Origin of the sequence: uncultured Roseobacter sp. (assembly GCF_947496515.1) — a bacterium.
Lineage (GTDB): Bacteria > Pseudomonadota > Alphaproteobacteria > Rhodobacterales > Rhodobacteraceae > Roseobacter.
The window spans coordinates 158248-183716 of record NZ_CANMDB010000001.1 but is presented as its reverse complement, the minus strand read 5'-3'; the positions used below and the strand labels follow the sequence as shown (position 1 = coordinate 183716).

At 64.2% G+C, this 25469-nt stretch carries 26 protein-coding genes; 2 read left to right on the top strand and 24 right to left on the bottom strand.

Translation table 11 applies throughout. From position 1 onward, the window contains the following. The first annotated feature begins 34 nt into the window (after window positions 1–34). Together Q1A53_RS00940 and Q1A53_RS00935 are read left to right on the top strand one after the other, a co-directional pair. Window positions 35–2209 carry an RNA degradosome polyphosphate kinase gene (locus tag Q1A53_RS00940; protein WP_299962061.1) on the top strand — a complete coding sequence of 725 codons (2175 nt, stop codon included), beginning with the start codon at window positions 35–37 and terminating at the stop codon, window positions 2207–2209. A 103-nt stretch (window positions 2210–2312) separates the two neighbouring features. Then, window positions 2313–3857, top strand: a complete 1545-nt coding sequence (locus tag Q1A53_RS00935; protein WP_299963026.1) for a Ppx/GppA family phosphatase — start codon at window positions 2313–2315, stop codon at window positions 3855–3857. A 538-nt stretch (window positions 3858–4395) separates the two neighbouring features. Here Q1A53_RS00935 and cysE read toward each other — a convergent pair. The 24 genes from cysE to fabD form a co-directional block, all read right to left on the bottom strand. Then, window positions 4396–5205: a serine O-acetyltransferase gene (gene cysE / locus Q1A53_RS00930; protein WP_299962059.1), complete on the bottom strand. Its 810-nt coding sequence runs from the start codon at window positions 5203–5205 to the stop codon at window positions 4396–4398. A gap of 243 nt (window positions 5206–5448) precedes the next feature. Further along, the gene (locus Q1A53_RS00925; RefSeq protein WP_299962057.1) at window positions 5449–9393 is read right to left on the bottom strand and encodes a glycoside hydrolase TIM-barrel-like domain-containing protein; all 3945 of its coding nucleotides are present in this window, start codon (window positions 9391–9393) and stop codon (window positions 5449–5451) included. Further along, window positions 9393–9839, bottom strand: a complete 447-nt coding sequence (locus Q1A53_RS00920) for a peptidase (RefSeq protein WP_299962056.1) — start codon at window positions 9837–9839, stop codon at window positions 9393–9395. Before Q1A53_RS00920 ends, Q1A53_RS00925 begins: the two co-directional genes overlap by 1 nt. Then, a complete protein-coding gene (locus Q1A53_RS00915; RefSeq protein WP_299962054.1) occupies window positions 9836–10723 on the bottom strand; it encodes a DUF2163 domain-containing protein in 888 nt (295 codons plus the stop codon). The genes Q1A53_RS00920 and Q1A53_RS00915 overlap by 4 nt, the downstream gene beginning before the upstream one ends. Further along, window positions 10723–11355: a DUF2460 domain-containing protein gene (locus Q1A53_RS00910; protein ID WP_299962052.1), complete on the bottom strand. Its 633-nt coding sequence runs from the start codon at window positions 11353–11355 to the stop codon at window positions 10723–10725. The genes Q1A53_RS00915 and Q1A53_RS00910 overlap by 1 nt, the downstream gene beginning before the upstream one ends. An 18-nt stretch (window positions 11356–11373) precedes the next feature. Beyond that, window positions 11374–12033, bottom strand: a complete 660-nt coding sequence (locus Q1A53_RS00905) for a phage tail tape measure protein (protein ID WP_299962050.1) — start codon at window positions 12031–12033, stop codon at window positions 11374–11376. Next, window positions 12023–12232 (bottom strand): rcc01693 family protein, encoded by a 210-nt coding sequence (locus Q1A53_RS00900; RefSeq protein WP_299962048.1) that lies wholly within the window; start codon window positions 12230–12232, stop codon window positions 12023–12025. Before Q1A53_RS00900 ends, Q1A53_RS00905 begins: the two co-directional genes overlap by 11 nt. After that, window positions 12229–12546: a gene transfer agent family protein gene (locus tag Q1A53_RS00895; RefSeq protein WP_299962046.1), complete on the bottom strand. Its 318-nt coding sequence runs from the start codon at window positions 12544–12546 to the stop codon at window positions 12229–12231. The genes Q1A53_RS00900 and Q1A53_RS00895 overlap by 4 nt, the downstream gene beginning before the upstream one ends. 2 nt (window positions 12547–12548) lie before the next feature. Beyond that, window positions 12549–12962 (bottom strand): phage major tail protein, TP901-1 family, encoded by a 414-nt coding sequence (locus Q1A53_RS00890; RefSeq protein ID WP_299962044.1) that lies wholly within the window; start codon window positions 12960–12962, stop codon window positions 12549–12551. A 28-nt stretch (window positions 12963–12990) separates the two neighbouring features. Further along, window positions 12991–13401 (bottom strand): DUF3168 domain-containing protein, encoded by a 411-nt coding sequence (locus tag Q1A53_RS00885; RefSeq protein ID WP_299962042.1) that lies wholly within the window; start codon window positions 13399–13401, stop codon window positions 12991–12993. After that, the gene (locus Q1A53_RS00880; protein WP_299962040.1) at window positions 13398–13736 is read right to left on the bottom strand and encodes a head-tail adaptor protein; all 339 of its coding nucleotides are present in this window, start codon (window positions 13734–13736) and stop codon (window positions 13398–13400) included. The genes Q1A53_RS00885 and Q1A53_RS00880 overlap by 4 nt, the downstream gene beginning before the upstream one ends. Then, window positions 13733–14332: a head-tail connector protein gene (locus tag Q1A53_RS00875; protein ID WP_299962038.1), complete on the bottom strand. Its 600-nt coding sequence runs from the start codon at window positions 14330–14332 to the stop codon at window positions 13733–13735. The genes Q1A53_RS00880 and Q1A53_RS00875 overlap by 4 nt, the downstream gene beginning before the upstream one ends. Before the next feature lie 157 nt (window positions 14333–14489). Further along, the gene (locus Q1A53_RS00870) at window positions 14490–15662 is read right to left on the bottom strand and encodes a phage major capsid protein (RefSeq protein WP_299962036.1); all 1173 of its coding nucleotides are present in this window, start codon (window positions 15660–15662) and stop codon (window positions 14490–14492) included. Between the two features lie 72 nt (window positions 15663–15734). Continuing rightward, entirely contained in the window at window positions 15735–16292 is a 558-nt protein-coding gene (locus Q1A53_RS00865; protein ID WP_299962034.1) for an HK97 family phage prohead protease, read from the bottom strand. A 34-nt stretch (window positions 16293–16326) separates the two neighbouring features. Next, the gene (locus tag Q1A53_RS00860) at window positions 16327–16548 is read right to left on the bottom strand and encodes a hypothetical protein (protein WP_299962033.1); all 222 of its coding nucleotides are present in this window, start codon (window positions 16546–16548) and stop codon (window positions 16327–16329) included. Beyond that, a complete protein-coding gene (locus Q1A53_RS00855; RefSeq protein ID WP_299962031.1) occupies window positions 16541–17719 on the bottom strand; it encodes a phage portal protein in 1179 nt (392 codons plus the stop codon). The genes Q1A53_RS00860 and Q1A53_RS00855 overlap by 8 nt, the downstream gene beginning before the upstream one ends. Window positions 17720–17898: 179 nt before the next feature. Further along, window positions 17899–19125, bottom strand: a complete 1227-nt coding sequence (locus Q1A53_RS00850) for a terminase family protein (protein WP_299962029.1) — start codon at window positions 19123–19125, stop codon at window positions 17899–17901. A gap of 52 nt (window positions 19126–19177) precedes the next feature. Beyond that, a complete protein-coding gene (locus Q1A53_RS00845; RefSeq protein ID WP_299962027.1) occupies window positions 19178–19522 on the bottom strand; it encodes a hypothetical protein in 345 nt (114 codons plus the stop codon). Between the two features lie 370 nt (window positions 19523–19892). Next, window positions 19893–21059: an endolytic transglycosylase MltG gene (gene mltG / locus Q1A53_RS00840; RefSeq protein ID WP_299962026.1), complete on the bottom strand. Its 1167-nt coding sequence runs from the start codon at window positions 21057–21059 to the stop codon at window positions 19893–19895. Further along, window positions 21059–22318 carry a beta-ketoacyl-ACP synthase II gene (gene fabF / locus Q1A53_RS00835; RefSeq protein WP_299962024.1) on the bottom strand — a complete coding sequence of 420 codons (1260 nt, stop codon included), beginning with the start codon at window positions 22316–22318 and terminating at the stop codon, window positions 21059–21061. The genes mltG and fabF overlap by 1 nt, the downstream gene beginning before the upstream one ends. An 81-nt stretch (window positions 22319–22399) precedes the next feature. Continuing rightward, complete coding sequence (locus tag Q1A53_RS00830; RefSeq protein WP_299962022.1) at window positions 22400–22933, bottom strand: GNAT family N-acetyltransferase; 534 nt, start codon at window positions 22931–22933, stop codon at window positions 22400–22402. Window positions 22934–23105: 172 nt separating this feature from the next. Then, window positions 23106–23339, bottom strand: a complete 234-nt coding sequence (locus Q1A53_RS00825) for an acyl carrier protein (protein WP_226781008.1) — start codon at window positions 23337–23339, stop codon at window positions 23106–23108. A gap of 252 nt (window positions 23340–23591) precedes the next feature. Further along, window positions 23592–24329 (bottom strand): 3-oxoacyl-[acyl-carrier-protein] reductase, encoded by a 738-nt coding sequence (gene fabG, locus Q1A53_RS00820; RefSeq protein ID WP_299962017.1) that lies wholly within the window; start codon window positions 24327–24329, stop codon window positions 23592–23594. Next, window positions 24326–25270 carry an ACP S-malonyltransferase gene (gene fabD, locus Q1A53_RS00815; RefSeq protein WP_299962015.1) on the bottom strand — a complete coding sequence of 315 codons (945 nt, stop codon included), beginning with the start codon at window positions 25268–25270 and terminating at the stop codon, window positions 24326–24328. The genes fabG and fabD overlap by 4 nt, the downstream gene beginning before the upstream one ends. Between the last annotated feature and the right edge of the window lie 199 nt (window positions 25271–25469).

The following is a 25469-nucleotide window of genomic DNA, read 5'->3' as shown; positions in this document are numbered from 1 at the left end:
GACACCGTTACACACCCCGAGCAGAAGGGCCGACATGACCCAAGCCGATTTCCTCGCCGCCGACTTTCCTGCCGCCACCGACATGCCCGACCTGGACGCCAGCGGGCCCGGTCGGTTTTTCAACCGCGAACTCAGCTGGTTGGGGTTCAACTGGCGCGTGGTCGAAGAGGCCGAGAACCCGCGCGTGCCCCTGCTGGAACGGCTGCGGTTTCTGTCGATCTCGGCGGCGAACCTGGATGAATTCTACACCGTAAGGGTCGCGGGTCTGCGCGAGCTGGCCCATGCAGGCAACACGACCCCCGCCGCCGACGGGCTGAGCCCCGCCGAGCAACTGACCCTGATCAACGACAACGCCCGCAGCCTGCTGGAGACCCAGCAGCGCGTGCTGGTGACACTCCTCAAGGAGATGGAGGCGGAGAATATCTGCGTCCTGCGCGGCCCCGATCTGACGCCGGAAGATCGCCGCTATCTGGAGGAGGTCTTTCTGACACAGGTCTTTGCCGTGCTGTCGCCGCTGGCCATTGATCCGGCGCATCCCTTCCCCTTCATTCCCAACACCGGCTATGCGCTGGCCCTGCAGCTGGAGCGCATCAAGGACAAACGCCCCCTGCAGGCACTGCTGCCCATTCCCGCGCAGATCGAACGCTTCGTGGCCCTGCCTGCGCCCGACGGGCATCACCGTTTTCTGCCGCTCGAAGAGCTCTTGCTGCTCAACATCGGCAGCCTTTTTCCGGGCTACAAGCTCAAGGCGCATTTCGAATTTCGCGTGTTGCGGGACAGCGATCTGGAGGTGGAAGAAGAGGCCGAGGATCTGGTGCGCGAATTCGAGGTCGCCCTGAAACGCCGCCGCCGCGGCGAGGTCGTGCGGCTGACCCATTCGGCGGGGGCGCCCAAGGCGCTCAAATCGGTGATCATGGAAGAGCTAGACGTGGGCCCCGAGGAAGTGATCGAGATCAACGGCATGATCGGGGCCGCGGATCTCAAGGAGCTGGTGCTCGATGCCCGGCCAGATCTGCTCTGGCCCAACTTCACCCCGCGCGTGCCGGAGCGTGTGACCGACCACGATGGCGATATGCTCGCCGCAATCCGCTCCAAAGACATGCTGCTGCACCACCCTTACGAGACCTTCGACATGGTGATCCGGTTTCTGCAGCAGGCGGCACGCGACCCGCAGGTGGTGGCGATCAAGCAGACGCTATACCGCACCTCGCGCGACAGCCCGATCGTGGAGGCGCTCTGCGAGGCGGCGGAAGACGGCAAATCCGTGACCGCCCTGGTCGAGCTCAAGGCGCGCTTCGATGAGGCCGCCAACATCCGTCAGTCGCGCAGACTGGAACGCGCGGGCGCGCATGTGGTCTACGGCTTTCTGGACCTCAAGACCCACGCCAAGATCTCCACCATTGTCCGGCGCGAGGGCAACCAGCTGGTGACCTATACCCATTATGGCACCGGCAATTATCATCCCATCACCGCGCGCATCTACACCGACCTGTCGCTCTTTACCTCCGATCCCAATCTCGGGCGCGACGCTACCAAGGTGTTCAACTACCTCTCCGGCTATGCCCAGCCCGACAGCCTGAGCAATCTCGCCATCTCTCCCACCACGCTGAAACCCCGCCTGCTGGAACTGATCGCGGCAGAAGCGCAGCACGCGCTTGATGGCAAACCCGCCGCGATCTGGGCCAAGATGAATTCGCTGATCGACAGCGAGGTGATCGACGCGCTTTACGCCGCCAGCCAGGCGGGCGTCGCCATCAGCCTCGTCATTCGCGGCATCTGCGGGCTGCGGCCCGGCATCAAGGGGCTCAGCGACAATATCCGCGTCAAATCCATCGTGGGCCGGTTTCTGGAGCATTCGCGCATCGTTTGTTTCGGCAATGGCCACGGGCTGCCGCACAAGAAATCGCGCGTCTTCATCTCGTCGGCCGACTGGATGGGCCGCAACCTCAACCGCCGGGTGGAGACGCTGGTGGAGATCGAGAACGCCACCGTCAAGGCCCAGATCGTCAGCCAGATCATGGCGGCCAACCTCGCTGATGTTGCCCAAAGCTGGGTCATGGGCCCTGACGGGACCTTCACCCGCCCCCCGCTGGAGGAGGGCACCTTTGCTTTCAACTGCCACCGGTTCTTCATGGAAAACCCGTCGCTGTCCGGGCGCGGATCCGCTGGTGCGGGTGACGTGCCCAAGCTGACCCACACCGAGGATTGAGCCCGTACCAGCAGTTGACGGAGGTGTGTTTCTTCAACAGGGTGACGCCAGCACAGCTGCGGAAGATGCCATGAACCACGGAACGAACCTGCCCGCCGAGGAGATGGCGCAGATCGAGACGCCCGACGCCGGGCTCTTTGGCAGGCCGCTCTTTGAGGACCCGAGCGCGCGGGCGCTGGCGCGGGTCGGCGTGGTGGATGTGGGGTCGAACTCGGTCCGGCTGGTTGTGTTCGATGGCGCGGCGCGCTCGCCTGCCTATTTCTACAACGAAAAGATCATGTGCGCCCTGGGAGCGGGGCTGTCGGAAAGCGGGTGTCTGAACCCCAAGGGACGCGTGCGCGCCCTCAGCGCCCTGCGCCGGTTTCAGCATCTGGCGCGGGGCATGGGCCTGCCGGAGCTCACCGTGGTGGCCACGGCAGCGGTACGCGACGCCCGCGACGGCCAGGAGTTTCGCGAAGAGGTCCTGCGCGAAACCGGCCTGCGCATCTGGGTGATTGACGGTGAAGAGGAGGCCCGGCTTTCTGCCCAGGGCGTGCTGTTGGGCTGGCCGGGCTCTTACGGGCTGGTTTGCGATATCGGCGGCTCCTCCATGGAGCTGGCGGAGATCTCGGACGGCCGCGTGGGCCGCCGCGTCACCTCCTCTCTCGGGCCGCTGAAGCTGCAGGAGATCAAGGGCGGCAAGAAGGCCCGCAAGGCGCATATCAAGGACGTCATGCAAGACCTCAAGGACAGCCTGGGCAAACAGCGCGACCGGCTGTTTCTGGTCGGCGGGTCGTGGCGGGCCATCGCGCGCATCGACATGTACCGGCGCAGCTATCCGCTGCACGTGCTGCACGAATACCGCATGACCGCCCGCAGCGTCAGCGCCACGGCCAAGTTCATCGAAAACGCGGATCTCGACGAATTGCGCGCCGCCTGCGGGATCTCGGCCGCACGCATGTCGCTCGTACCACTCGCCGCGGAGGTGCTCAGCCGTCTGGTCAACACCTTCCGCCCAAAGGACATCGCCATTTCCAGCTACGGCATCCGCGAGGGCATGCTCTACGAGCAGATGCCGCAGCGCCTGCGCGACCGCGATCCGCTGATCGAAGCCTGCCGCTTTGCCGAGGCCAAGGATGCGCGGATGCCGGGGTTTGGCAAGCTGCTCTACGCCTTCATCCACCCCATCTTCCGCACTGTGCCCGAACCCCAGCGGCGGCTGATCAAGGCCGCCTGTCTCTTGCACGACGTCAGCTGGCGCGCGCATCCCGACTACCGGGCGGAGACCTGTTTTGACAATGCAACCCGCGCGAACCTCGGCGGGCTGAAGCATTCGGAACGGATATTTCTGGGCCTCGCCCTGCTGCACCGCTACTCCAACAAGCGTGAAGGCACCCGGTTCGAGGATCTCTACGGGCTGATCGACGAGCCCAGCCAGCGACAGGCGGAAATCCTCGGCAAGGCGATGCGCTTTGGCTCGATGCTGTGGATGACACAGGACGCGGAACGCGGGACCCTGCGGTGGTTCCCCAAAAAGAAGGAACTGCACCTGCGGCTAACACCCGACATGATCCCGCTCTTCGGAGAGGTGGCCGAAGCACGGCTCGCCTCGCTGGCCTCCTCGCTGGAGGCAGAGCTTCACGTTAAAAGGGTCCGTGCGCGCCAGTGACAGCCAGCGCCCCTGTTGGTTCAATGCTGAGGGCCGGTTCGAGCGGGCTTTCGCATTCGGCCTCTGACCTTGGGCCGCAGCTCTGACCATTGAGCGCCTCTCGTGTCGGGTATCGGCAGTGGTCAGGTCGTGGGTCCCGTGCCAGCACATCAACTCCGACCTATCGACAGCTCACTGAGGGCCTTCCACTCAAGCGTACACTCGGCACAGCGCTCAACAAGGCTGCGCCCTGCGGAACCGGATTTCTCTCGCATCACACAACCGCCCAAACAGGGCCGGGGGCGAAGGCGGCTTGGAATCGGACACCGACGCGCGCCGGATCAATGTAGGACGAGGCTCAATCCAGAGCGCCCGCCAAGGCCCCCCTATCCGGAGGCCAACCGGCATTTGTCTTAACCAATGCAAAGCATGTGGGGATCGGCGTATTCCGCCGACCGCGGTCACCGATTGCGCGGATGTCCCAATCGACGCCATCGGGGCCATATCCCAAGCCGACCCCGCCGACCTCAACCAACCCAACAGTCACCTGACCGGCAGCTCAGTCCTTCGGGCCCAGCATGTGGTTCATGGAAATCGACGGCTGATCGCAGCCGGCCTCGCCGACGATCCGCGCCGGGATCCCCGCCACCGTCTTGCACGGCGGCACCGGCTCCAGCACGACCGATCCCGCAGCGATGCGGCTGCAATGCCCGACCGTGATGTTTCCCAGCACCTTCGCCCCTGCTCCGATCAGCACACCATCGCCGATCTTCGGGTGACGGTCCTCTTCTTCCTTGCCGGTTCCACCCAGCGTCACGGAATGCAGCATCGAGACATTGTCACCCACCACCGCCGTTTCGCCAATCACGACGGAATGAGCGTGATCGATCATGATCCCCTTGCCGATTCGTGCGGCCGGATGAATGTCCATCCCGAAAATCTCCGACACCCGCATCTGCACGAAATAGGCCAGGTCGCGGTGACCGTGCTTCCAAAGATGATGCCCGACCCGGTAGGCCTGCATCGCCTGATATCCCTTGAAGTAGAGGATCGGCTGCAGCAACCGGTGGCAGGCAGGATCCCGCTCGAAAATCGCCATCAGATCCGCCCGCGCCGCCTGTACCAATGCAGGATCCTGGGCGTAGGCCTCCTCGACCATCTCGCGCACCACCACCATCGACATCTCGTTGGAGGCTAGCTTGGCCGCGATCCGGTAGGACAGTGCCTTTTCGATGCTCTTGTGATGCAGGATACAGGCGTGCAAAAACCCGCCCATCAAGGGCTCATCCTGTGCCGCCTGACGCGCTTCGGTGCAAATCTGGTCCCAGACAGGGTCAATTTCCGCGATACGGGGTTTGAGTTCAGCCATGGCGATCATCCTTTCATCGCCTGTCTAGCGCAACTCCCGCCCGAAAACCAAACGCAAACCTGTGATGGGGTGAATGACGATCCGGAATAGGACCGGAACCCCGCCTTATCGGACCGCGACAGACACTCTCACCGGACAAAGCGAGGCGCACCCTTCGGCTCCCGCGCCCCGGCCCCCCGGGCCGGACAGCCTCCGATCCTCCTCGATGGAGGTGAGGAGGCTTCCCCCCTCCCGTTCCTGCCCCTAGACCATCACCATCATGCGGCGCCACAGACCTGCCCCAAAGACAGACGAAAGCTGCGCCACCTCGATTTCGATGTTCCCATCCGCGCTATCCGCCAGCTGTGCTTCGGAGCCGTAGCGCCAGCCCGGCGCAGTCACGGTCACCTCCCGCAGCACGGCATCTCCCCGGACCACGCGCAGCAGATACTGCTCGCTTTCCTCCGCCAGCGGCACATCCGGCACGTCCCAGCCATCTCCGTCCAGCCGCGTCCGCCGCACCCAGGAAATCGCCAGTGTCCCGTCCGTCTCCCGCGCGCAACGCAGATGTACCGGCGCATAGGGCCGCTCGCCATTGCCGTTGAACGCATGGCTCTCCTGCACGTAGGAGATATCATCGACCGGCCTGCGCGCAGGACCGATCCGGTAGGTCTGATCGACACGGCGCAGGTTGCGGCTCAGGTCCAGCTGCTCGGGAAACCCATTGAGCAGCACGAACCACGACCCCTCCGGCCAGACGTCGGGCATCAGCCCGTCGCTGCCCAGCTGTCCGCGCAGCCGCGTGTGCAGCCGGTAGGTATCCTGCGCCACCAGTTCCGCACCGGCGAACTGGATGATCTCCCAGTTGTCCGGCGTACCATCGCCAATCGCGGCCAGATTGGCGCCCGCCAGCATCGTACTCAGCTCAACGGAACTGAGCGCACCGCTCACCAGCTTGACCTGCAGCGGCGCCCCCCGATCCAGACGGCCCATGGGTGCGGCAGCCAAAGTCGATTGCGTCACGCCGATTGTCGAACGCGCGGAGATCTGGCCCACCAGCCGGAAATCACTATCGGCGGGGGACTGGTAGATCGCGACCGACCCCTGCCAGGGCTGCGAGGTCACGGCCACATGGGGCGCGTGCGGAGTTTCGTCCCCGGTCATCAGCGGCAGGTCGAGAAACAGCGTCGACACCGGCACCGACGGCAAAAAGGCACGCGGGCTCGGCAGATCGTCGATCATCTCGGCGGAGGTATAGACATCGGGCTCCATGCGGATGGCCTCGACAATCTGCAATGCGCCCTGCTCCACCCGGTCGATCCGGTAGAGGGAACGCCCCTCGCTCTGATCACCGCTGAGTTCGACCACATCCCCCGCGCCCAGCGTCAGACAGGACGGCGGCAGCGCAAAGCGAATGGCCTCACGCGCGATCCGTGCCTCGGTCAGCCACCGCTCGGCCACCTGGCGCCCCTCCCCGCGCGTCAGCGCCATGGGCACCTCCGATGTCGACACCGAATGGGTCCGCTCGTCGGCCAGAACCGCCTCCTCGGCCAACACATCGAACTCCGCATCCGCCTGAACGAACCGCAACCGCACGCGTCCGGCCATCTCTGCCTCGGAGGAGCGGGCCTGCTCCAGCGTCCCGTCCAGCTCATCACTCAGCGCCAGCATATCGCGGGTGAGCGGCACCGGTGTCTTGCCATCGCGCATGGTAAAGATCAGCTGCCCGTCCCGTTCCACCGCATCGAAGGCGTAGCGCAGCATCAGGGGCTGCAAGGCCGCCCGCGCGTTGTTCACATCGCCCACGGTATAGCCGCGCACCGATCCATAGAGCTTGCTGGTATCAAAGGCTGGCACCCCGGCACGGGTACAGATCTCGGCAACAACCGATGCCAGCGACTGCGCCGAGGTCCGCCCGTTGATCCAATGCCCCCGCGCGTAGTTCTCCGAATCGCTCCAGAGACCGGCATTGTTGGGAAAATACGGATAGGGCCGCGCGTCCCAGGCCCAGACGAAGGCCCGGTCCATATCGACCATCGGCCCGCCATAGATCTCCGAAACCGGGTTATTCTCAACCTCTCCCCAAAAGCTGACCATTGCCCGCAGATACTGCGCCTGAATGAAGTCATCGCGCGCACCGTTGGAATACTTCGGCAAGCTGCTCTCCGAGGATTTCAGATCAAGGAACTTGTTGGGCTGATTGGTCCCCTTGTCAATGGAAGCGCACCCCATCTCGGTGAACCACACGGGCTTGGAACCCGGCACCCAGGCGGTCGGCTGGGCCGCACGCTCACCGCCGATACGTTCGTGGTGCGCGTTGGACCACCAGTTCTTGATGTCCTTGTAACGATAGATCCAGGGCTCATCATGGGCACCATCCTCAATCGGCGTGCGCTCCTGAGCTGCCGCGGCCTCTTCGGACGCGTAGTACCAGTCATACCCCTCGCCCCCGGCGATGTTCCCGCGCAGGTAGTCCAGATCATAAATGGAGCCCACCTTGGCATCGAGATGGCTGTCCCCCTCACGCCAGTCGGACATCGGCATGTAATTGTCGATCCCGATGAAATCGATGTTCGGATCGGCCCAGAGCGGATCCAGGTGAAAATACCGATCCCCCGAGCCATCCTGAGGCTGATAGCCAAAGTACTCGCTCCAGTCGGCAGCGTATGTGATCTTGGTCTGCGGTCCGAGGATCGCGCGCACGTCGGCGGCGACACTGCGCAAACGCTCGACTGCGACGAAGCGGTTTTCAGCGCCGCGGATCTGTGTGAGCCCGCGCATCTCGGTGCCGATGCAAAAGGCCTCAACCCCGCCCGCGGCTTTGCACAGCGCTGCGTAATGCAGGATGAAGCGCGAAAACGACCACTCCGCGGGTCCGCCGTAGACGACGGAACTGCCCGAGACGCTGAAATGCGCCGCGCGCGCTGCTCCAAAGAAGGCGGCGACTTGCGTATCCGCTTCCGCCGTCCCGTCCGGCGAGCCGTCGAGGCCCGGTGCGACCGACAAGGTAATCCGTCCGCGCCAAGGCAGACTCGGTTGCATCTCGCCCGGAGCGTAGGGGCTGGGCAGGGTGTTATCGCCGAGTTGGTCCATCAGGATGAACGGGTAGAACAACACCTCCTGCCCCGCCGCCTTGATCGCCCGGATCGCCTGCACGACAGACTGGTCCGTGGGTGTGCCGCCATAGATCGGGCGGCCGTCATCCTGTGGCATCGCCAGGGCGCTCGCCCGCGTCAGCCCGCTGACAGACCAGGGCATGTTCTCACCGTCGAACTGCTTTTTTTCGACCCGAGGCCTCACTGCACAGGAGCCGCAGCGCAGGTCATCACCAAACCAGGACACGACAAGCGAAGACGCCTGACAATTCGGAAGCTCTTCGACCAGTGCGTCCAGCGAAGCGGAAAAATCTGTCTTGGCGGCGGGTGTGTTGACGTTTGCACTCCACCGGCTACCGGGACCGCTGGTGTAATGCACCGCCGTTGTGGCCAGCGAATACTCACCCGTGCCCGGGATCATTGCGACACTCTTGATGGCGTAGGTCAGCGCCAGTTCCGCCGTCTCTTGATCCAGCTGTTCGGGTCGCGAGATCTCAAAGGAGAACTGCGGGATCCGGTTGCCGAATTGCTCCAGCGCAAGGTTCTCGAAAACCACATAGGCGGTGCCGCGATAGGCCGGCACCGACCCGCTGCCCTCGATCGCCTCGATCACGGGATCAGGCAGTTGATCGCCACGCCCCTTGTAGATCCGCATATTGAGATCATCGGGCGCGATTTCCTCGCCATTGGCCCAGATGCGCCCGATGCGCGTGATCTCACCCTCGCAGATGGCAACGGCCAGGTTGACCGAATAGCTATAGCTGCGCGTCTTGCTCTTGGGTTGGCTCGGGCTGCCCTTGCCGCCGCCGCCGCCACTGCTGGAGACCGTCACGGTCTCCGCAAAATCGGACGCCCAGATGACCTGACCTCCCAACCGCATCCGCCCGTAAACCTGCGCCAGCGCCTCGCCCTCGCCGACGCTGGAAATGCGAAAGCGGTCGACCTTGCCGGTCTCCACAACTTCGGAGCCCTGCCCCATCAGCTTCTGGTCGATGACCCGACCGATGGTCGCCCCTACCGCGCGCCCGATGACCGCCGTGGACAGGCCCGCAAAGCTGCCACCAATGGCGCCGCCGGCAGCAGCACCCGCTGCGGATAAAACAATCGTTGCCATCAGACAGCCCCCCCGGGGAATTGAAACCGTGCGACGATCCGGCGCCGCCACGGCACGCTCAACGCGCTTTCGACGACGCCATAGCGTGCGTAGGCGTGGATAAAGCTGGGGTGTGCGCCCACATTTGCGACCACACCCAGATGCTTGGCCACCGCGTTGTGGCGCATGCGGAAAAGGATCACATCGCCCGGCGCCTCCTCCTCCAGCGGCTTCGGCTCGAAATGCCGCAACGCCGCATCCCACAGACGTTCTTCGCCCTGCGGCTCGGACCAGTCCATCGAATAGGCCGGCACCGGCTCGGGCTCAGCACCGTAAAGCGTGCGCCACAGCCCTCTGACCAGACCCAGACAATCGGTCCCGGCCCCTTTGACCGCGAACTGATGGACATAAGGCGTGCCGATCCAACTGCGCGCTTCTGCGATGAGCGCTTGCTGCTGTGGTGTCATCTCAGGCTCCCGCCGCTGTTGGTCCCGGTGGATTTCGGCACCGCGAGCATCCAGTCCTCACCCGGCACATCGGGAAAGCCCTGGAAGTTCACGAGATTGGCGAATTTCAACCGGCAGGTCTCACTGCGCTTGTCACACCCGGCGATCACCCGGACGATGTCACCCGCTGCCAAGGGCGCCCGCACGGCCTCCCACAACTCGATCACCCGGTCGTTCCCTTCGAAACGGTCCTGCTTGACCATTCCCCAAAGCCCGGCGGCGGCCCCGCTCAGCACTTCCATACGTCCGCGGGCAAACCAGCCGGTCTCGAACCCGCCAAATCCGGCCCAGCGGAACACCCGTGACTGGCTCAGACCCTCAATGGGCAACTCAATGGAAAACCCCGGCGCACTCAGGTCAAAACCGCAGGCCTTGTCGCCGAGAACCGCTGTGCAGGGTTTCTGATAGACCCGACCCAAGGGCTGGTTCAGCGTTTCTGTCAGCCCGCGCAACTCGGCCTGAAATCCACCATCGGCCCGGCGCAACTCACCGATGGTACCGCGAAACTGCATCCACCGCTGGCTCACGTCCTGCCAGTTCACCAGCCACGCCCGCACCTCGGCGTCATCGAAACGCCCCTGCTCGATCTCATCCTCCCGGATCGCCAGATCGCTCAGCGCGCCGAGCGCTTCGGTATTGTCCACCGACAGCCCTGTGCTCTGGCTCAGCGCCAACGCACTCAGTCCGGTGTCGGCCCGAAAACGGATCCCGTCGAAACTCAGATCGCGATCGTGATCGGTAAAGCCCAGCACCACGCCATCCTTGCGCGTAATCGACCAGGCATGCGCGACGGTGGTTAACCCACCCTCAAGATGCGCCTTCAGCTCTGCATTCATCTCGGCCATCAGATGCGCACCTCTACAATCGGCACATTGGGCACTTCACCTGCCTGAAAGCTCGCAATGCTGGTCTGGATGCGGTCCGTGTCGAAGCGGACCGGCACGTCAAACTCAAATCCGGCAGTGACCTCGGCGCCGGCAGCGGGCGGCACCGCAAAACTGATCTCGCCCGTGGCATAATCCACCGCGAAATCCGCGGTTTCCACCAGTTCACTGCCCGCGACGCCAACCTTCACCGTGCCCTCAACGGGCTTGCTGATCGGGCGCGCGTAGCCATGCTCACCGGAACGGTAGGTCTTGACCAGCGCGAACCGCGTCGCGCTCCCGTCGCCCTGCCCCAAGACCTGATCCAGCCCGGAGATCGGTACTGACGGCTTGGAAGAGCGGTAATCGGACCAATCCTTCCAGCGAAACCCAAAGAGCTGCCCGAACCGCGCTTCAAAAAACGCAATCAGCGCCTCGATATCGTCGAGCGAGCGCATGCCCATGCCCGCATCATACCGGCGCCGCGAATGGGCCCAGGGCGAATTGCGCTCCTCATACCCGTTGCTGATCGTCACCACATCGGTGCGCCGCTCCGGCCCGCCGACCGAGCCGAAACTCAGCGTCGCGGGAAATCTCACTTCATGGAACTGCATGAACCTGCTCCCTTTTTCCTAGCGATTGCGTTGCCCGCGCCCAAGCGCCCGGCTCATCTGTGCAGCGATCTGACCCTGGCTGCGCTGGAACCCCTGCACATCAGGGGTCGTGATGTTCATCACGATGGACTGCCCGCCACCGCCAGCGCCCCGCACACCCAGCTTGCCATCGGGCCCGCGCGCCAGCGGCATGATCGCCTCGGGTCCCGCCTCGCCCATGATCCCCATACCGCCGCGCATGCCGAAAGGCGTGGCACCGCTGACAATCCCGCCGGTGGCAAAGGGCATCACACGGCCCTGGCTAAAGGGCGCCCCGTCAGCAAAGGGCAGGATACCGCCCAGCAGACCGTCCACGCCCTGCGCCAGCAGTCCGCCGACCTGTTTGGTCACCGGGCTGATGGCAGCATTGTAGGCGGTGTTCACAAGACTGTTGGCCAGCGTGTCGAGCGCGCCGGACAAGCTCAGCCCGTCAAAGACGACACCGTCAAACGCCTTGCGCAACCCGCTCGTCAACCCGCGCTCCAGCACGGCGATGTCACGTCCGGTGGCCTGCAGCGAAGTCTGCATCCGCTTGAGTTCGGTGTCGAACCCCGAGACGAGCACACCGGTCTGACCCAAAGTATCGTTCAACCCTTCCGCGCGCCCTTCCAGATCGTCAAATCCGCTGTCATCTGTCATAGCTGTCATCCTTCTTGTCTTGATCCGGGTAGGCTGCCATCAGCGCATCGAGCCCGGTGCTCAGCAGCGGCGCCCCCGCCTGTGGATCGGCCAGCATCACCTGCAGCTCCGCGGGCGTCAGCGACCAGAACACCTCCGGTTCCAGCGCCAGCCCCCGCAGACCGAGCCGCATCAGCGCGGGCCAATCCAGGCGGCTCACGCCTCCGGCACCGTAAAGGCGCGGGCTAGCAGCTCCGCGGCCGCCCGTGCCGCCGCAATCGGCCCACCCGCAATCTCCGCGTGGTACAGCGCGTCCTCGCTCACCCCGCATTTACCGCCGCGCAAACCGGCGCCAAGCAGGGCGAGCACGTCCCGGCTGGTAAAGTTACTGCTCTCGAACCGCTCGACCATGGCCATCAGACTGTCCGCAGCCATGCCCGCCTCCAGCTCCGCCAGCGCTCCGAGCGTCAGCCGCATCACGCAGCTTTCGCCATCAATGACCAAGGCCACATCACCCCTCCAAGGATTTGCCATGCTCAGATCGCCGAAAAGCTCAGCGCACCGGCACTCGCCAGTGACACCTCATAGGTCGCCTCGCCGTTGTGGCTGCCGCCATATTCGATGGCGGTGATCTGGAACGGACCTTCGACGACACCAAAATCCGGGATCACGACCTGAAATGCCGGGGCTTCGCCGTCAAAGAACAGCTGCCGCGCCCGTTCATCAGTGTCCGCATCGCGAAACACGCCCGATCCGCTGATCGAAACGGAACGCATGCCCGCCCCTGCCAACAGCTCACGCCAGCCGCCCTGGCTCTCCAGGCTGGTCACATCAATCGTCTCGGCGTTGAAGCTGACACGTGTCGCCCGCAGCCCTGCCAGCGTCGCGTAGCTGCCGCTGCCTGTCATATCGACCTTGATCAGAAGGTCTTTTCCGTTCTGAGCACCCATGGGGTCTCTCCTCTATGAGTATGGAAATCTATCTGTCCTCGACCCGCGCGCGGAAGCGCATCCGGATCTCGCGGGTACTGTTGCGCTCGATCCGCCGGGCCTCGGCACGCTGGAACCGCAGGAACACCAGCCGACCGCGCGCGAGCGCCAGATCTGCATCGTGCAAGGCATCTGACACCGCCGCCGCGACTGCCTTGGCGCCCGCAAATCCGGGCTGTGTGGTGATCACCAGCACCTCAACCGTGTGCAGCGCCCCGTCGCCCGTCTGATCGGAGGCATCACGTGCCTGCTCCCGTCCGAGGCTCACATAGGTCTCCGGCAGTGCGCCGGTGGGGATCGCGTCGTAAATCTGAGCACCGACGAGGCCGCCCAGGGTCTCATCCGCGATCAGCGCATCGTATAGGGCGGCCTGCAGCGCGCCTGACATGGCATAGCTCATACCGCAGTCTCCTCGCTCGCAAAGCAGGTGAGATACCGTCCGCGGATGTCATGCTCCGCCACGGCGCGAATGTAGAAAAGCCGCGTGCCTTCCCGAAACCGCTGCTCGGGCGCGGGTCGCTGCGCATCACCAAAGGGCGCACCGCGCACGATGATCCGGTAGCTCAGGGTCGAGACGGGTGCGTCTCCGCGCGCGGTCTCGCGGCCCGTGCGCGCGTCGACCCGGGCCCAGACCGTGCCGAGCGCCTGCCAGCTTTCGATGTAGCCACCAGCGCCGTCCGACAGCCGCTGCGGCGCCTCCAGCACCAGTTTGCGGTTCAGATGCGGCGTGCTCATCTCAGCGCTCCCGAGCCCAGCCGCACCAGCTTGTACCGTTCGATCAGGCTGCTCACGCCGAACGGCATGCAACCCTCGCTCAGCGATGTCTCATCGCGGTACTCATAGTAATGCGCCGCCAGCAACAGCATCGCCTGGCGCAGATCGGGGGGCAGGTCGGTCCAGCCTGGACCGTAGCCTGCCTCAAAACCCACCAGCGCAGATCCACCCGGCGGGATCGTCGGCAAGGCAGAACCGGCCGCGCGTAGAAAGGGCCGTTGCCCGTCCCGCTCCAGCCAGTAGGCCGCCGGATCAACCTCTTCTTGCGTGCCGTCCCGCGCCGTCAACACCACCCGGCTCAGCACCGAAATCGGTGCCACAGGCAGCAGCTGACGATCCCGGTCGCGCCAGAAATTCAGCGTCCACGCAAAGGGTCGGCTCATCAGCACCTTACCAGTCCGCGCCTCGATGGCCGCCATGGCAGCGCGCAGAAATCCGGCCAGCACTTCATCCTGGGCGCTCTCCTGACCGAAGCTGGTCCCCAGCCGCAGATGCGCCTTGAACTCCTCGACTGGCAGCGCTGCATCCCGCAGCGTCGTTTCTTCGATCAACATCATCGAAAATCTCCAATTCCTTGCTCCCGGCCCACCTCGAACCGGGCGTGCACCATCCGCATTGCTCGGTCGGAGGGGAGCAGCTAGACAACACGGGATATCGCGGCACACGCCCGGCCCGGCGCGAGAGATCACCCCCGCGCCGGTATCGTCATCTCCTTTAGGAGACGCCGAATTTCAGCAGCTTGATCGCGGCATAGTCGCTCACCGCACCACCAACGCGCTTGGTCGCATAGAACAGCACGTGCGGCTTGGCGCTGAAGGGATCGCGCAGCACGCGCAGGTCGGGACGCTCTGCGATGGTGTAGCCCACGGCGAAATCACCAAAGGCAATCGCCATGGCATTATTTTCCGCGTCCGGCATGTCCTCGGCGATCAGCACAGGGTAGCCCATCAGACGCGCAGGCTCCGCGGCCGCCAGACCGTCGGACCACAGGAAGCGCCCGTCGTTATCCTTGAGCTTGCGCACAAGACCAGCTGTCTTGGAGTTCATCACGAAGGTCGCATTGGCGCGGTATTCCGCCCCAAGGGCGTAGACCAGATCGATGATCGCATCCGCGTTCACGTCGCCTGCTTCGCCGCTGGCCACATAGCCCAGCCGCTCCCAACGCCAGTTGTCGTTGGCGATGGTGTCGCTACGCAGGAAACCGCGGGGCTTGTCGTTGCCGTTGCCGTTGACAAAGGCTTCTGCCTCGGCACGAGCAAATCTGTCCGCAATCCGCGAGGCCAGCCAGCCTTCGATGTCAAATGCAGCATCGTCCAGCAACCGCTGCGACGCTTTCGGCAGCGCGCTCAGCTCATGCAGGGGGATGGTGATCCGGTCGATCAGCGGTGTATCGCTCTCGGTGAGCGTCCCGTCTTCGGTCGCCCAGCCGCTGCCCACGTCGCTGTGATCGACCAGCACGTCGTAGGACGTGGCCTCGACGTTGACCACGGACGCAATGGACCGGATCGACGCGGTGGCGTTCAGCACCGATTTGACCGAGTCCGATGTCTGAGGATCGACCAGATAGCCACCGTCGGAATTCACGGCCGTGGACAGCGATTTGATGTCCATCTCCAGCCCGCGCAGCCCGTCATCCTCACCCGTCCGAACATAGGCGTTGAACGCCTTCTGATGGGGTGCGCCCGCGTCGATGGCACCACCCAGAGGGGTACGTTGGGGGCTCTGTGTCTTTCGGTCCAGCATGGTCACTCGCTCTTCTGTCTGTTGAAGTTTCGTCTCGATGTCTGTTTGGAAGGTCTTGAAATCAGTGACAAAGCCGCTCACGGCCTGCCTGACATCCTCGGCCGGGGACAACGCATCCCCCGCTTTGCTCTCGGTCTTGCTCATGGCAAATCCTCTAAAAAGGGTATGTAAGGGTCGCTCAGGGGTGTCCCGCACGACCGCGATGACAGATGCGCGTCAGCGGCGCGCCAGATCGGCGCGCGCGTCTGCAAAGACGGACGCCATGTCACGCAGGCAACGGTCCACATCGGTCTCACCCGATTTGCCCGCAACCCGCGCACTGGGAAGCATCGGAAAGGTCACCAGCGACACTTCCCACAGCTCCAGTTCCTGCAAGAGCCTCTGGCCCTTGGAATTCTTGGTGGCCTTCCGGGTCCGGTAGCCGATGGACAGACCATCGATGGCGCCCGCCTCAATCAGCGCTGCCGCCTCGCGACCCTTCGCCACCGTATCGAGCAACCGGCCCTTGACCCACAGGCCCCGCGCGTCCTCGCGCACTTCCTCCCAGATCCCGATGGGCTGGGTGGCGTCATGCTGCCATAGCATCTTGACCTTGCCGCCACGTGCGTGAAGCGAGGTCAACGAGGCTGCGTAAGCCCCCGCGGCGACCACGTCATTGCCCTGATCAACGGCCCCGAAAAGGCTCGCATAGCCGCTGATCATGCACCCGTCCTCGACCGCGAGCGCATCACCGAAACGGGCGAACTTGCGCTCCAGTTTCCTGTCTTCGTCCATTCGAATTCTCCTCATATGCCTGATTGATGAGTGCTCAGGGCACCGCCACCAACACCGATTGCAGCGCTTCCCCGAGGATCATCGCGACGATCCCGTAGACCGTCAGCCAAAGCCTCTTTTCCAGCCGCTCCATCATTTCCTCGACCCGGTCGAGCCGCCGGATGATGTGATCATGCTGGATCTCCACGACCCGCTCATGTGCCTGCAGCCGCAGCCCCGGTGCGCATTCAAACCGCTCCATACCGGGCTCAGTCATCCGCACTCACCGCCGGCAACCCCAGCAGCGCGCGCTTTTCCGCCTCTGTCAGAAACTCGGCCTCCGCCACCCGGCGCCACTGCGCATCGCGTTCTGCCGCGAGGGCGGGCACCTGATCCAGATCAGGCTTCAGCACCAGCGGTGTGCCGGTATACCCCGCAATCCACTGCGCCAGCGCCGCAGTGACCCGGGTCGCAAGTGGCAGCACCGTCAGCCGGTAGAACGCCCGGTGCGCCTCCTGATAGTTGGAGTATGTCGCATCGCCCTGGATCCCCAGCAGCATCGGCGGCACCCCAAAGGCCAGTGCGATCTCGCGCGCCGCCGCTTCCTTGGTTTTCTGAAACTCCATGTCAGAGGGCGAGAACCCCATGGGTTTCCAGTCGAGCCCACCTTCCAGCAGCATCGGGCGGCCTGCATTCCGTGCGCCCTGATGATGGCTCTCCATCTCGCTCACGAGGCGCTCGTATTGATCGTGCGCCATGGTCCCCTGGCCTTCGGCCCCGCGGTAGACAATCGCCCCGGACGGGCGCGCCGCGTTGTCGAGCAGCGCCTTGGACCAGCGGCTGGCGGAGTTATGGACATCAACCGCCATCGCCGCCGCCTGCATCGGGCTGAACCCGTAGTGGTCATCCTGGGGGTGAAAGCTCTTGATATGGCAGATCGGTACCTGCAGCCCGGTGACATCAAAGCGGTGCTTGCGCCCGCCCAAGGCGTATTCATAGGCAATGGGCCAGCCATCGGCGCCGGGCACCACGCTCATCCGGTCCGAGCGCAGCACGTGCAGCTCCAACGGCATTTCCCCGTCCTGAGCCACCGCCTCCATGTACCCGTTGCCGGTCAGCAGCAACTGCGCGTAAAGCGCCTCGAGCAGCTCCGCGCGCCCCTGCATTGGGTTGGGCCGTGTCACCAGATCCAGCACCGGGTGGACGTCAAACCGCTGCTCGGCATCCTGCAGTACCAGCGGCAGCGCCGCCGCCGCCTCCGCGATCAGCTTGACCGACCGGAACCCAACCGGATTGCCCGAAAACCCCGTGCGGGTCAGCGACACCGCATCCCGCGGGCTCCAGGCCACGCGGCCGGAGGTCTGATAGGTCACCACGGGCCCGGTCGCGCTCGCTTTCTGCTCGGCCACCTTCGCGGCGCTGCCTTGCTTCAGAAAGTCAAAAACCATGTGTTCTGCTCCTCATGTGATCGCCCGCACGGCGTGGGACCTGCGCCCCGGCTTCTCGCCGCGGGGCTGATCTTGCTTGGGGGCAATACTGTGTGATTGGGATTGCAAAGGTGACAAGGTACCGTGCGGTGCGTCATCTCTTTGACTTTATGTGGAAAAACAGGGTTTTCCGCGAACCGTTAAAGCGATCTTACACGCGGCGCGCGCCACTTCGTTGCCGGTTCGATCATCAATTCATGCAAGGCCCAGACCAGCGCATCCACCCGGTCGGGCGAGCCTTTGCCCTCGTAGCCCTGCAGCGTCATGCGGCACATCTGGTCCTCAAGACCGTCCAGCCCCGGCAGATGCCGCACGCGGCCCTGTTCGTAGAGCGCTGCCACAGGTTCCGCGCGCGCGACCTTGCCGCGGCTGGCGTGCACCCCTTTGTAGGGGACCAGCGGATCAATCTGCCGCAATACCTCCGACACCATCTGCCCGCCCTGGTTGACCTCGGCCACCAGACGGTCGGCACCGTATTCCGCCATCGCATTGATCGCTGCATGCGCCCAGCCCGCGGGCGTCGCGCCTGCCACCGTGCAATCGGCCAGCACATAGGCGCGCCAGTCCTGCGGCGGCCCGCTCATCTGCACGCCCGCCACTACGATGCCGCATTCGTCCGAACTGCTGCCCGATGTCACCGAAGGATCCAAAGCCACCACGATCCGGTCCAGCTTTGGCGCCTCGCGCACCCGGGTGGCTTCAATGGCCGACGTTGTCCAGAGCGCGCCTTCCACATCCTCCAGCAACACCCCGTCCAACTCCTGCCGACCCAGACGCGTGCCCTTGTAGCGCGCGCGCACCTCCTCCAGAAAAGATGCCGCCAGATTGGCCGCGTTCGCCTCCGTCGGTGCCTGCGTCAGCACGGTCGAGGGGGCGGCCAGCAGTGCCTTCAGCACCGCCACATTCCGCGGGGTCGTGGTCACACAAACTCGAGGATCATCACCCAGCCGCAACGCGAACTGCAGCATGTCCCATGTCTCTTCGGCCTTTTTCCACTTCGCCATCTCGTCAACCCAGGCCGCATCGAACTGAGGCCCGCGCAACCCCTCGGGGTCATAGGCTGAATGCACCGTGGCAATCGCCCCGTTGGGCCAGACCAGCCGCTTGCGCCCGGCCTCCCACCTGGGCATCCGGTCGGGTGGCGAACAGGCCAGAATGCCACTGTCGCCGAAAATCATCACCTCGCGAACCTGATCAAAGGTCTCGCCGACAAGGGCCACGCGTCGCGCGCGGCCCTCATCCAAAGGCCGCGCACCCTCTACCTGTGCGCGCACCCATTCGGCCCCGGCGCGCGTCTTGCCCGCGCCGCGCCCGCCCATGATTACCCAGGACCGCCAGTCCCCCTCTGGCGGCAGCTGGTGTTCCATCGCCCAAAACTCGAACAAAAAAGGGAGAGCCAGAAGCTCTCCCTCGTCGAGGTCATTCAGAAATTGGTCCTGTAGGTCGCGTGCAGCGGAGCCGAGCCAGCTTGCACCCAATCGAAGCCCGTGCTCTTTCGAGATCGAGGGCGTAGCCCCCGTGGGCAATACCTGCGGATTTTGTGCGGCATTCGACAAGGCGGTTCTCCACTTTCTGACAGGTCTCCAGCAGCGTCACGGCGTGCGACACGGTCTTGGAGCCCTGGGCTGTCACTGCATCATCCGACGCGCGGACCCGTTCTCTGAGGGCCTCGATGTCTTTGCGCAAATCGCGAATGGTACCGATGACCGAGTTCAACAGGTCTTCGGTTTGCAACTCTACGTGCTCTGGGGTGATCAAAGTCATTCAGGTCTATACCTCTCATGCGCGTAGTCTCCGGCACGAGAGAAACGAAAAAACGACCCATCGGGTTATCCCCGGGGTCGTCTGCCCACTTCTTCTAGCATGTCACAAGTTATACGTGTAACCGTTCGCAGAGTCAAGAAATTTCGGTTCAGCATCAACGCCTTACCGTACGGTGCCATTAACCTTTCTTACCGAAAGTCTCTCCGCTTCGGCCGAACTCTACCGACCTTTGTCCTTAAGCAATCCGAGGGGCACCACCGGCGGGTCGGCAAATGACGGCTGAGCCAGGAGCAAGGTTTTTCCAAAAACCTTGCGGCCCGCGGGCAGACGGGCGGATCTCCCGGCAGACCAGCGAGGCCCCGTCAAACCGCTAGTTCCCCTCGCTCTGTTCCCGGCGTTCCGCCTCAATCTCCCGCCAGACCGCCACATTGCGGTTATGCTCCTCCAGCGTCTCCGCAAAGGCATGTCCGCCCGTGCCATCGGCCACAAAGAAGACATAGTCTGTCTCCAAAGGCCGGGCGGCCGCTTGCAGGCTTGCCGTGCCGGGGTTGGCAATGGGCGTCGGCGGCAGCCCCTCGATCACATAGGTGTTCCAGGGCGTCGCCGCGCGCAACTCGCTGCGTCGAAGCCCTCGGCCCAGCACGCCGCGCCCCTCGGTCACGCCATAGATCACGGTGGGGTCGGTCTGCAGCCGCATTCCCCGGTTCAACCGGTTGACGAAAACGCTCGCCACCTGCCCGCGCTCCTCGGCGACACCGGTTTCCTTCTCGATGATCGAGGCCAGGACCAGCAGTTCCTCGGGGGTCTCGATGGGCAGGCCCTCGTCGCGGTTCTGCCAGGCCTGGGCCACGCGCAACTCCTGCGCCTGCTGCATCCGTGCCACGATCTCTGCCCGGTCATCGCCCGGACGCACCTCGTAGCTATCGGGTGCCAGCGAGCCTTCGGGCGGCAGATCCTCGACCGCCCCGTCCAGCACATCCATCGCCTTGAGGCTCTCGACCACCTGCCAGCTCGTCACACCTTCGGCCAGCGCCACACGAAACCGCGTATCTCCTTGCGCCTTTTTCTCCTCATAAAGAGCGGGGGTCTCCTCCTCGCCAGGCTCAAAGGCCACCTGTTCCTCGAAACGGTTGGTCGCCGGATCCAGCTCGCGCACCTGCACGCCCAGCCGGTTCACCCCGATGCGGTAGACGACTTCAGTGCCGCAGGTGCTGGCCCCGCCACGCGTCACCACATCGACGATCTCGGCCATGGACGCGCCCGGCTCCACGAGGAAATTCCCCGCCTTCAGCTCCCCGGTCTTCTCCGCATAATCCGCGCCCAGCCGGAATATCGCGCCAGAGCTGACCGCGCCGCGGTCCTCCAGATTCTCACTCACCCGGCGCATGTTGCTGCCGCGTTCGACCTGCAGACAGATCGCCTCCTCCAACGGGCCAGCACTTTGATACTGACCTCGCCCCCACAACACCACACCGCCCGCCAGAAACAGCAGCACGATCAGCATGGTCACGGCATTGGAAGCGATGTGACGCCACATCAGCGCGGCTTCCCGACGATCAGGCTGGCGTTGGTGCCGCCAAACCCGAAGGAGTTCGACAGTGCCACATTGATCTCGCGCTCCCGCTTGGCGTTGGGTGCCAGATCAATCGGCGTCTCCACGGCCGGATTGTCCAGGTTGATAGTCGGCGGTGCGACCTGATCGCGGATCGCGAGGATCGAGAAGATCGCCTCGATCGCGCCTGCAGCGCCCAGCAAATGCCCTGTCGCGGATTTGGTCGAGGACATGGTGACAGTGCCTGCGTGATCGCCCAAGAGCCGCTCCACCGCGCCAAGCTCGATGGTGTCAGCCATGGTCGAGGTACCATGCGCGTTGATATAATCCAGATCAGACGGCGCCAGCCCTGCGTTCTTCAACGCCGCGCGCATCGAGCGCTCACCGCCCTCACCGTCCTCTGACGGCGCCGTGATGTGATAGGCATCGCCCGACAACCCGTAGCCCAGCACTTCCGCGTAGATCTTCGCGCCCCGGGCCTTGGCGTGCTCATATTCCTCCAGCACCACGATGCCCGCGCCTTCGCCCATGACGAAACCGTCGCGATCTGCATCATAGGGTCGGCTGGCGGATTTCGGATCATCGCCCCGCTTGGTGCTGAGCGCCTTGCAGGCGTTGAACCCGGCGATACCGATCTCGCAAATGGCCGCCTCGGCCCCGCCCGCGATCATCACGTCCGCATCACCGACCCCGATCAGACGGCTCGCATCACCGATGGCGTGCGCGCCCGTGGAACAGGCCGTCACGACGGAATGATTGGGCCCCTTGAACCCGTATTTGATCGACACCTGACCCGAGATCAGGTTGATCAGCGCGCCCGGCACAAAGAAGGGCGAGACACGGCGCGGCCCTTTTTCCTTCATCGTGATGGCCGTGTTGGCAATCGAATTCAGACCACCGATGCCCGACCCGATCAGAACGCCGGTGCGCTCAAGGCTCTCGGTGTCCTCGGGTTGCCAGCCTGCGTCCTCCACCGCCTGTTGGGCGGCGGCCATCCCGAACAGGATAAAGGTATCGATCTTGCGCTGATCCTTGGGCGCCATATAGGCATCGGCGTTAAAGGTGCTGTCGGTACCATCGCCCAGAGGCACTTCGCAGGCGTATTGTGTGACCAGATCGCTCGCGTCAAACCCGGTGATCGGCCCTGCGCCAGAATGTCCGTCCAGCAACCGCGACCAGCTTGCCTCAACCCCGTCCGCCAATGGCGTGACCAGACCAAGCCCCGTGACAACTACTCTGCGCATCGCAATGCCCCTTCCAATTCAGTGCCTTCCCATACAGTGCCGCGCGGTTTTGATGCAAGAGCACTCCGCGCGCCCGTCGCGTCAAGACGGCGGGCCCTTGCGCACCATCAACTGCACCGGTTTGTCGTTGTATTGCGCCTCGCGCAGCAGCCGGTAGCCGAGGGCATCCGCGATGCGCAGCGATGCGGCGTGATCAGGGGCGATCATGCACACCAACCGACCCGTCACCACCCGGTCAAACCAGTCGTGTGCGGCGCGCGCCGCCTCCATCCCCAGCCCCTTACCATGCGCCTCGGGCGCCAGCACCCAGCCTGCTTCGGGATCGTTGTCGAAATCCTCGCCCAGCTCACGCTTGCCGTAAAAGAAACCGGCCTGTCCGGCCATCTCAGGTGCACGGTGCTGATGGATCGCCCATTGCCCGAAACCTGTGATCTGCCAATGGCCCGCATTGCGCAAAAACGCATCCCATGCCTTCGCCCCGGACCGCGGCACACCGTCGATATGCGCCACCACCTCGGGCATGGCCCAGAGCTGCGCGTAGCGGCGAAAATCTTCCGGTCGCATCCCGCGCAACGTCAGCCGCTGCGTGTTGATCGTGGGTATTGTGCGCGACATACCGCTGCCTCTGTTCTCCGTCACCGTGGCTTGGCGCCCTCTCGGGCAAGACTTGCGCAGGAGCATGCCTCAATTCAACCCCCGAGAGAGAGCCCCCAACGAGAAAAGGCGTCTTCCTCACGGAAAGACGCCCTCTGTCTCGCGATGCCGGGCCAGCGGCCCGATGCGTCGCTCAGGATGCTTCGGAGATGAACTTCACCGCATCGCCGAACGTCTGGATGGTCTCGGCCGCGTCATCCGGGATCTCGATACCGAACTCTTCTTCGAAAGCCATCACCAGTTCGACGGTATCGAGGCTGTCTGCCCCCAGATCGTCGATGAACGAGGCATTCTCGGTGACCTTCTCTTCTTCGACACCCAGGTGCTCCACAACGATTTTCTTCACGCGATCAGCGATGTCGCTCATAATAGTCCCTCATTCATTCGGGCCGGTTGATCGGCCCCTTTCGGTTGCCCGCTGTTCCGCATGTGCGATGCAGCGTGCCTGTGCCCCAAAGGGGCGGCTCTGCCCGTGTCAGCCCTGCAATCGCAGAACTGTTTCTGAGCTGTCCACAGGTCCTTGTGACCTGCGGGGTCTGGATTCTGCGCCCCCTTTAGCACAAGCGCCACAGATGGCAAACGCATTGTGCACGTCTGGGTTGGGGGCCTCAGCGGTGTCCTACAACATGGCCATACCGCCGTTTACATGCAAGGTGGTCCCGGTGATGTAGCCCGCCTCGTCGCTCGCCAGATAGCGCACGGCGGCGGCAATATCACCCGGCGTGCCCATGCGGCCCGCAGGGATCTGGCCCATGATCGCGGCCTTCTGATCATCGGTCAGCTTGTCCGTCATCGCCGTCTCGATAAACCCAGGCGCCACGGCGTTCACGGTGATCCCGCGGCTCGCCACTTCATAGGCAAGGCTTTTGGACATGCCGACCATCCCCGCCTTGGAGGCCGCGTAATTCGCCTGGCCCGGGTTGCCGGTCGCGCCCACCACGGAGGAGATATTGATGATCCGGCCCCAGCGGGCCTTCATCATGCCGCGCATCACGCCCTTGCACAGTTTGAACGTCGCGGTCAGGTTTACCTCCAGCACCTGGCTCCATTCCTCATCGGACATGCGCATGAAGAGGTTGTCGCGGGTCACGCCTGCGTTGTTCACCAGAATATCGACCGATCCCATCGCTTCTGCGGCCTTTTTGGGCAGGGCGGCAACCGCCTCCGCATCCCCGAGGTTGCAGGGCAGCACATGCGCGCGATCCCCCAGCTCACCGGCCAGCGCCTCCAGCGGTTCGACCCGCGTCCCCGACAGGCCCACCACGGCACCCGCGGCATGCAGCGCGCGCGCGATCTCTGCTCCAATGCCGCCCGATGCGCCGGTGATCAGCGCGTTCTTTCCTGTCAGATCGGTCATGCCTGTCCCTCTTGCTCTTTCAGTGCCGCAATATCATCCGGCGTTCCGATGGCCCGGGTGCCGGCTTCCTTGGCGATGCGGCGGATCATGCCGCTCAGCGCCTTGCCGGCCCCGATTTCCCAAAAGTCGCTGATGCCATGGGCGACCATCCAGCCCACGGAGGTTTTCCAGCGCACCTGTCCTGTGACCTGCTGGATGAGCAGCGCCTTGATCTCCGGGGGTGTGCTGACAGCTTCTGCCGTGACGTTGGCGACCAGCGGGACCTGCGGTACCTTCAGATCCACCTCTGCCAGTGCCTCGGCCATGACCTCCGCCGCGGGTGCCATCAGCGGGCAATGAAACGGCGCGGACACAGGCAGCATCAGCGCGCGCTTGGCCCCTTTCTCCTTGGCAAGGGCGCAGGCGCGTTCAACGGCATCCTTATGGCCAGAGACCACGTTTTGCGCGGGATCATTCTCGTTGGCGACCGCGCAGACCTGATCGCCCGCTGCCTCCGCCGCCAGTGCCGAGACGGTGTCGATGTCGAGCCCGAGGATCGCCGCCATGGCTCCCTCGCCCACCGGTACGGCGGCCTGCATCGCCTGACCGCGCGTCCGCAAAAGCCGGGCTGCGTCGGTCACCGACAGGCTGCCCGCCGCTGCCAGTGCGGAATATTCACCCAGCGAGTGCCCAGCCACATAGCCTGCCCGATCCAGTCCCAGCCCTTCGGCCTCCAGCGCGCGCAGCGCGGCGAGAGATGTGGCCATCAGCGCCGGTTGCGCGTTCTGCGTCAGCGTCAACTCTTCCAGATCGCCTTCCCAGATCAGCTTGCTCAGCGCCACGCCGAGCGCAGCGTCCACTTCCTCGAAAACCGCACGCGCGTCCGGATAGGCCCGAGCGAGCGCGTAGCCCATCCCAATGGCCTGCGCGCCCTGCCCCGGAAAAACAAATGCGATGCTCATGACATGCCCCCCGTTTCTTGCTCTGCCACAGGGCTTAGCCTGCCCGCGCCGGGGAGGCAACACGAGCGCGCCAGCGCACACAGAGCGTGCGACGGCTGCCATTGCGTCTGCAAGGTCTTAAGCTATCTTTCCCGGAAAAGCTGGGCTGGGCGCGCGGTCAAATCATCACGGTCGCCTTTCGCAGCCGCCGCAATGAACC

Coding starts and splice junctions, on each gene's coding strand:
- Q1A53_RS00940 (WP_299962061.1), top strand. CDS start 35: ATGACCCAAGCCGATTTCCTCGCCGCCGACTTTCCTGCCGCCACCGAC.
- Q1A53_RS00935 (WP_299963026.1), top strand. CDS start 2,313: ATGGCGCAGATCGAGACGCCCGACGCCGGGCTCTTTGGCAGGCCGCTC.
- cysE (WP_299962059.1), bottom strand. CDS start 5,205: ATGGCTGAACTCAAACCCCGTATCGCGGAAATTGACCCTGTCTGGGAC.
- Q1A53_RS00925 (WP_299962057.1), bottom strand. CDS start 9,393: ATGGCAACGATTGTTTTATCCGCAGCGGGTGCTGCTGCCGGCGGCGCC.
- Q1A53_RS00920 (WP_299962056.1), bottom strand. CDS start 9,839: ATGACACCACAGCAGCAAGCGCTCATCGCAGAAGCGCGCAGTTGGATC.
- Q1A53_RS00915 (WP_299962054.1), bottom strand. CDS start 10,723: ATGGCCGAGATGAATGCAGAGCTGAAGGCGCATCTTGAGGGTGGGTTA.
- Q1A53_RS00910 (WP_299962052.1), bottom strand. CDS start 11,355: ATGCAGTTCCATGAAGTGAGATTTCCCGCGACGCTGAGTTTCGGCTCG.
- Q1A53_RS00905 (WP_299962050.1), bottom strand. CDS start 12,033: ATGACAGATGACAGCGGATTTGACGATCTGGAAGGGCGCGCGGAAGGG.
- Q1A53_RS00895 (WP_299962046.1), bottom strand. CDS start 12,546: ATGGCAAATCCTTGGAGGGGTGATGTGGCCTTGGTCATTGATGGCGAA.
- Q1A53_RS00890 (WP_299962044.1), bottom strand. CDS start 12,962: ATGGGTGCTCAGAACGGAAAAGACCTTCTGATCAAGGTCGATATGACA.
- Q1A53_RS00885 (WP_299962042.1), bottom strand. CDS start 13,401: ATGAGCTATGCCATGTCAGGCGCGCTGCAGGCCGCCCTATACGATGCG.
- Q1A53_RS00880 (WP_299962040.1), bottom strand. CDS start 13,736: ATGAGCACGCCGCATCTGAACCGCAAACTGGTGCTGGAGGCGCCGCAG.
- Q1A53_RS00875 (WP_299962038.1), bottom strand. CDS start 14,332: ATGATGTTGATCGAAGAAACGACGCTGCGGGATGCAGCGCTGCCAGTC.
- Q1A53_RS00870 (WP_299962036.1), bottom strand. CDS start 15,662: ATGAGCAAGACCGAGAGCAAAGCGGGGGATGCGTTGTCCCCGGCCGAG.
- Q1A53_RS00865 (WP_299962034.1), bottom strand. CDS start 16,292: ATGGACGAAGACAGGAAACTGGAGCGCAAGTTCGCCCGTTTCGGTGAT.
- Q1A53_RS00860 (WP_299962033.1), bottom strand. CDS start 16,548: ATGACTGAGCCCGGTATGGAGCGGTTTGAATGCGCACCGGGGCTGCGG.
- Q1A53_RS00855 (WP_299962031.1), bottom strand. CDS start 17,719: ATGGTTTTTGACTTTCTGAAGCAAGGCAGCGCCGCGAAGGTGGCCGAG.
- Q1A53_RS00850 (WP_299962029.1), bottom strand. CDS start 19,125: ATGGAACACCAGCTGCCGCCAGAGGGGGACTGGCGGTCCTGGGTAATC.
- Q1A53_RS00845 (WP_299962027.1), bottom strand. CDS start 19,522: ATGACTTTGATCACCCCAGAGCACGTAGAGTTGCAAACCGAAGACCTG.
- mltG (WP_299962026.1), bottom strand. CDS start 21,059: ATGTGGCGTCACATCGCTTCCAATGCCGTGACCATGCTGATCGTGCTG.
- fabF (WP_299962024.1), bottom strand. CDS start 22,318: ATGCGCAGAGTAGTTGTCACGGGGCTTGGTCTGGTCACGCCATTGGCG.
- Q1A53_RS00830 (WP_299962022.1), bottom strand. CDS start 22,933: ATGTCGCGCACAATACCCACGATCAACACGCAGCGGCTGACGTTGCGC.
- Q1A53_RS00825 (WP_226781008.1), bottom strand. CDS start 23,339: ATGAGCGACATCGCTGATCGCGTGAAGAAAATCGTTGTGGAGCACCTG.
- fabG (WP_299962017.1), bottom strand. CDS start 24,329: ATGACCGATCTGACAGGAAAGAACGCGCTGATCACCGGCGCATCGGGC.
- fabD (WP_299962015.1), bottom strand. CDS start 25,270: ATGAGCATCGCATTTGTTTTTCCGGGGCAGGGCGCGCAGGCCATTGGG.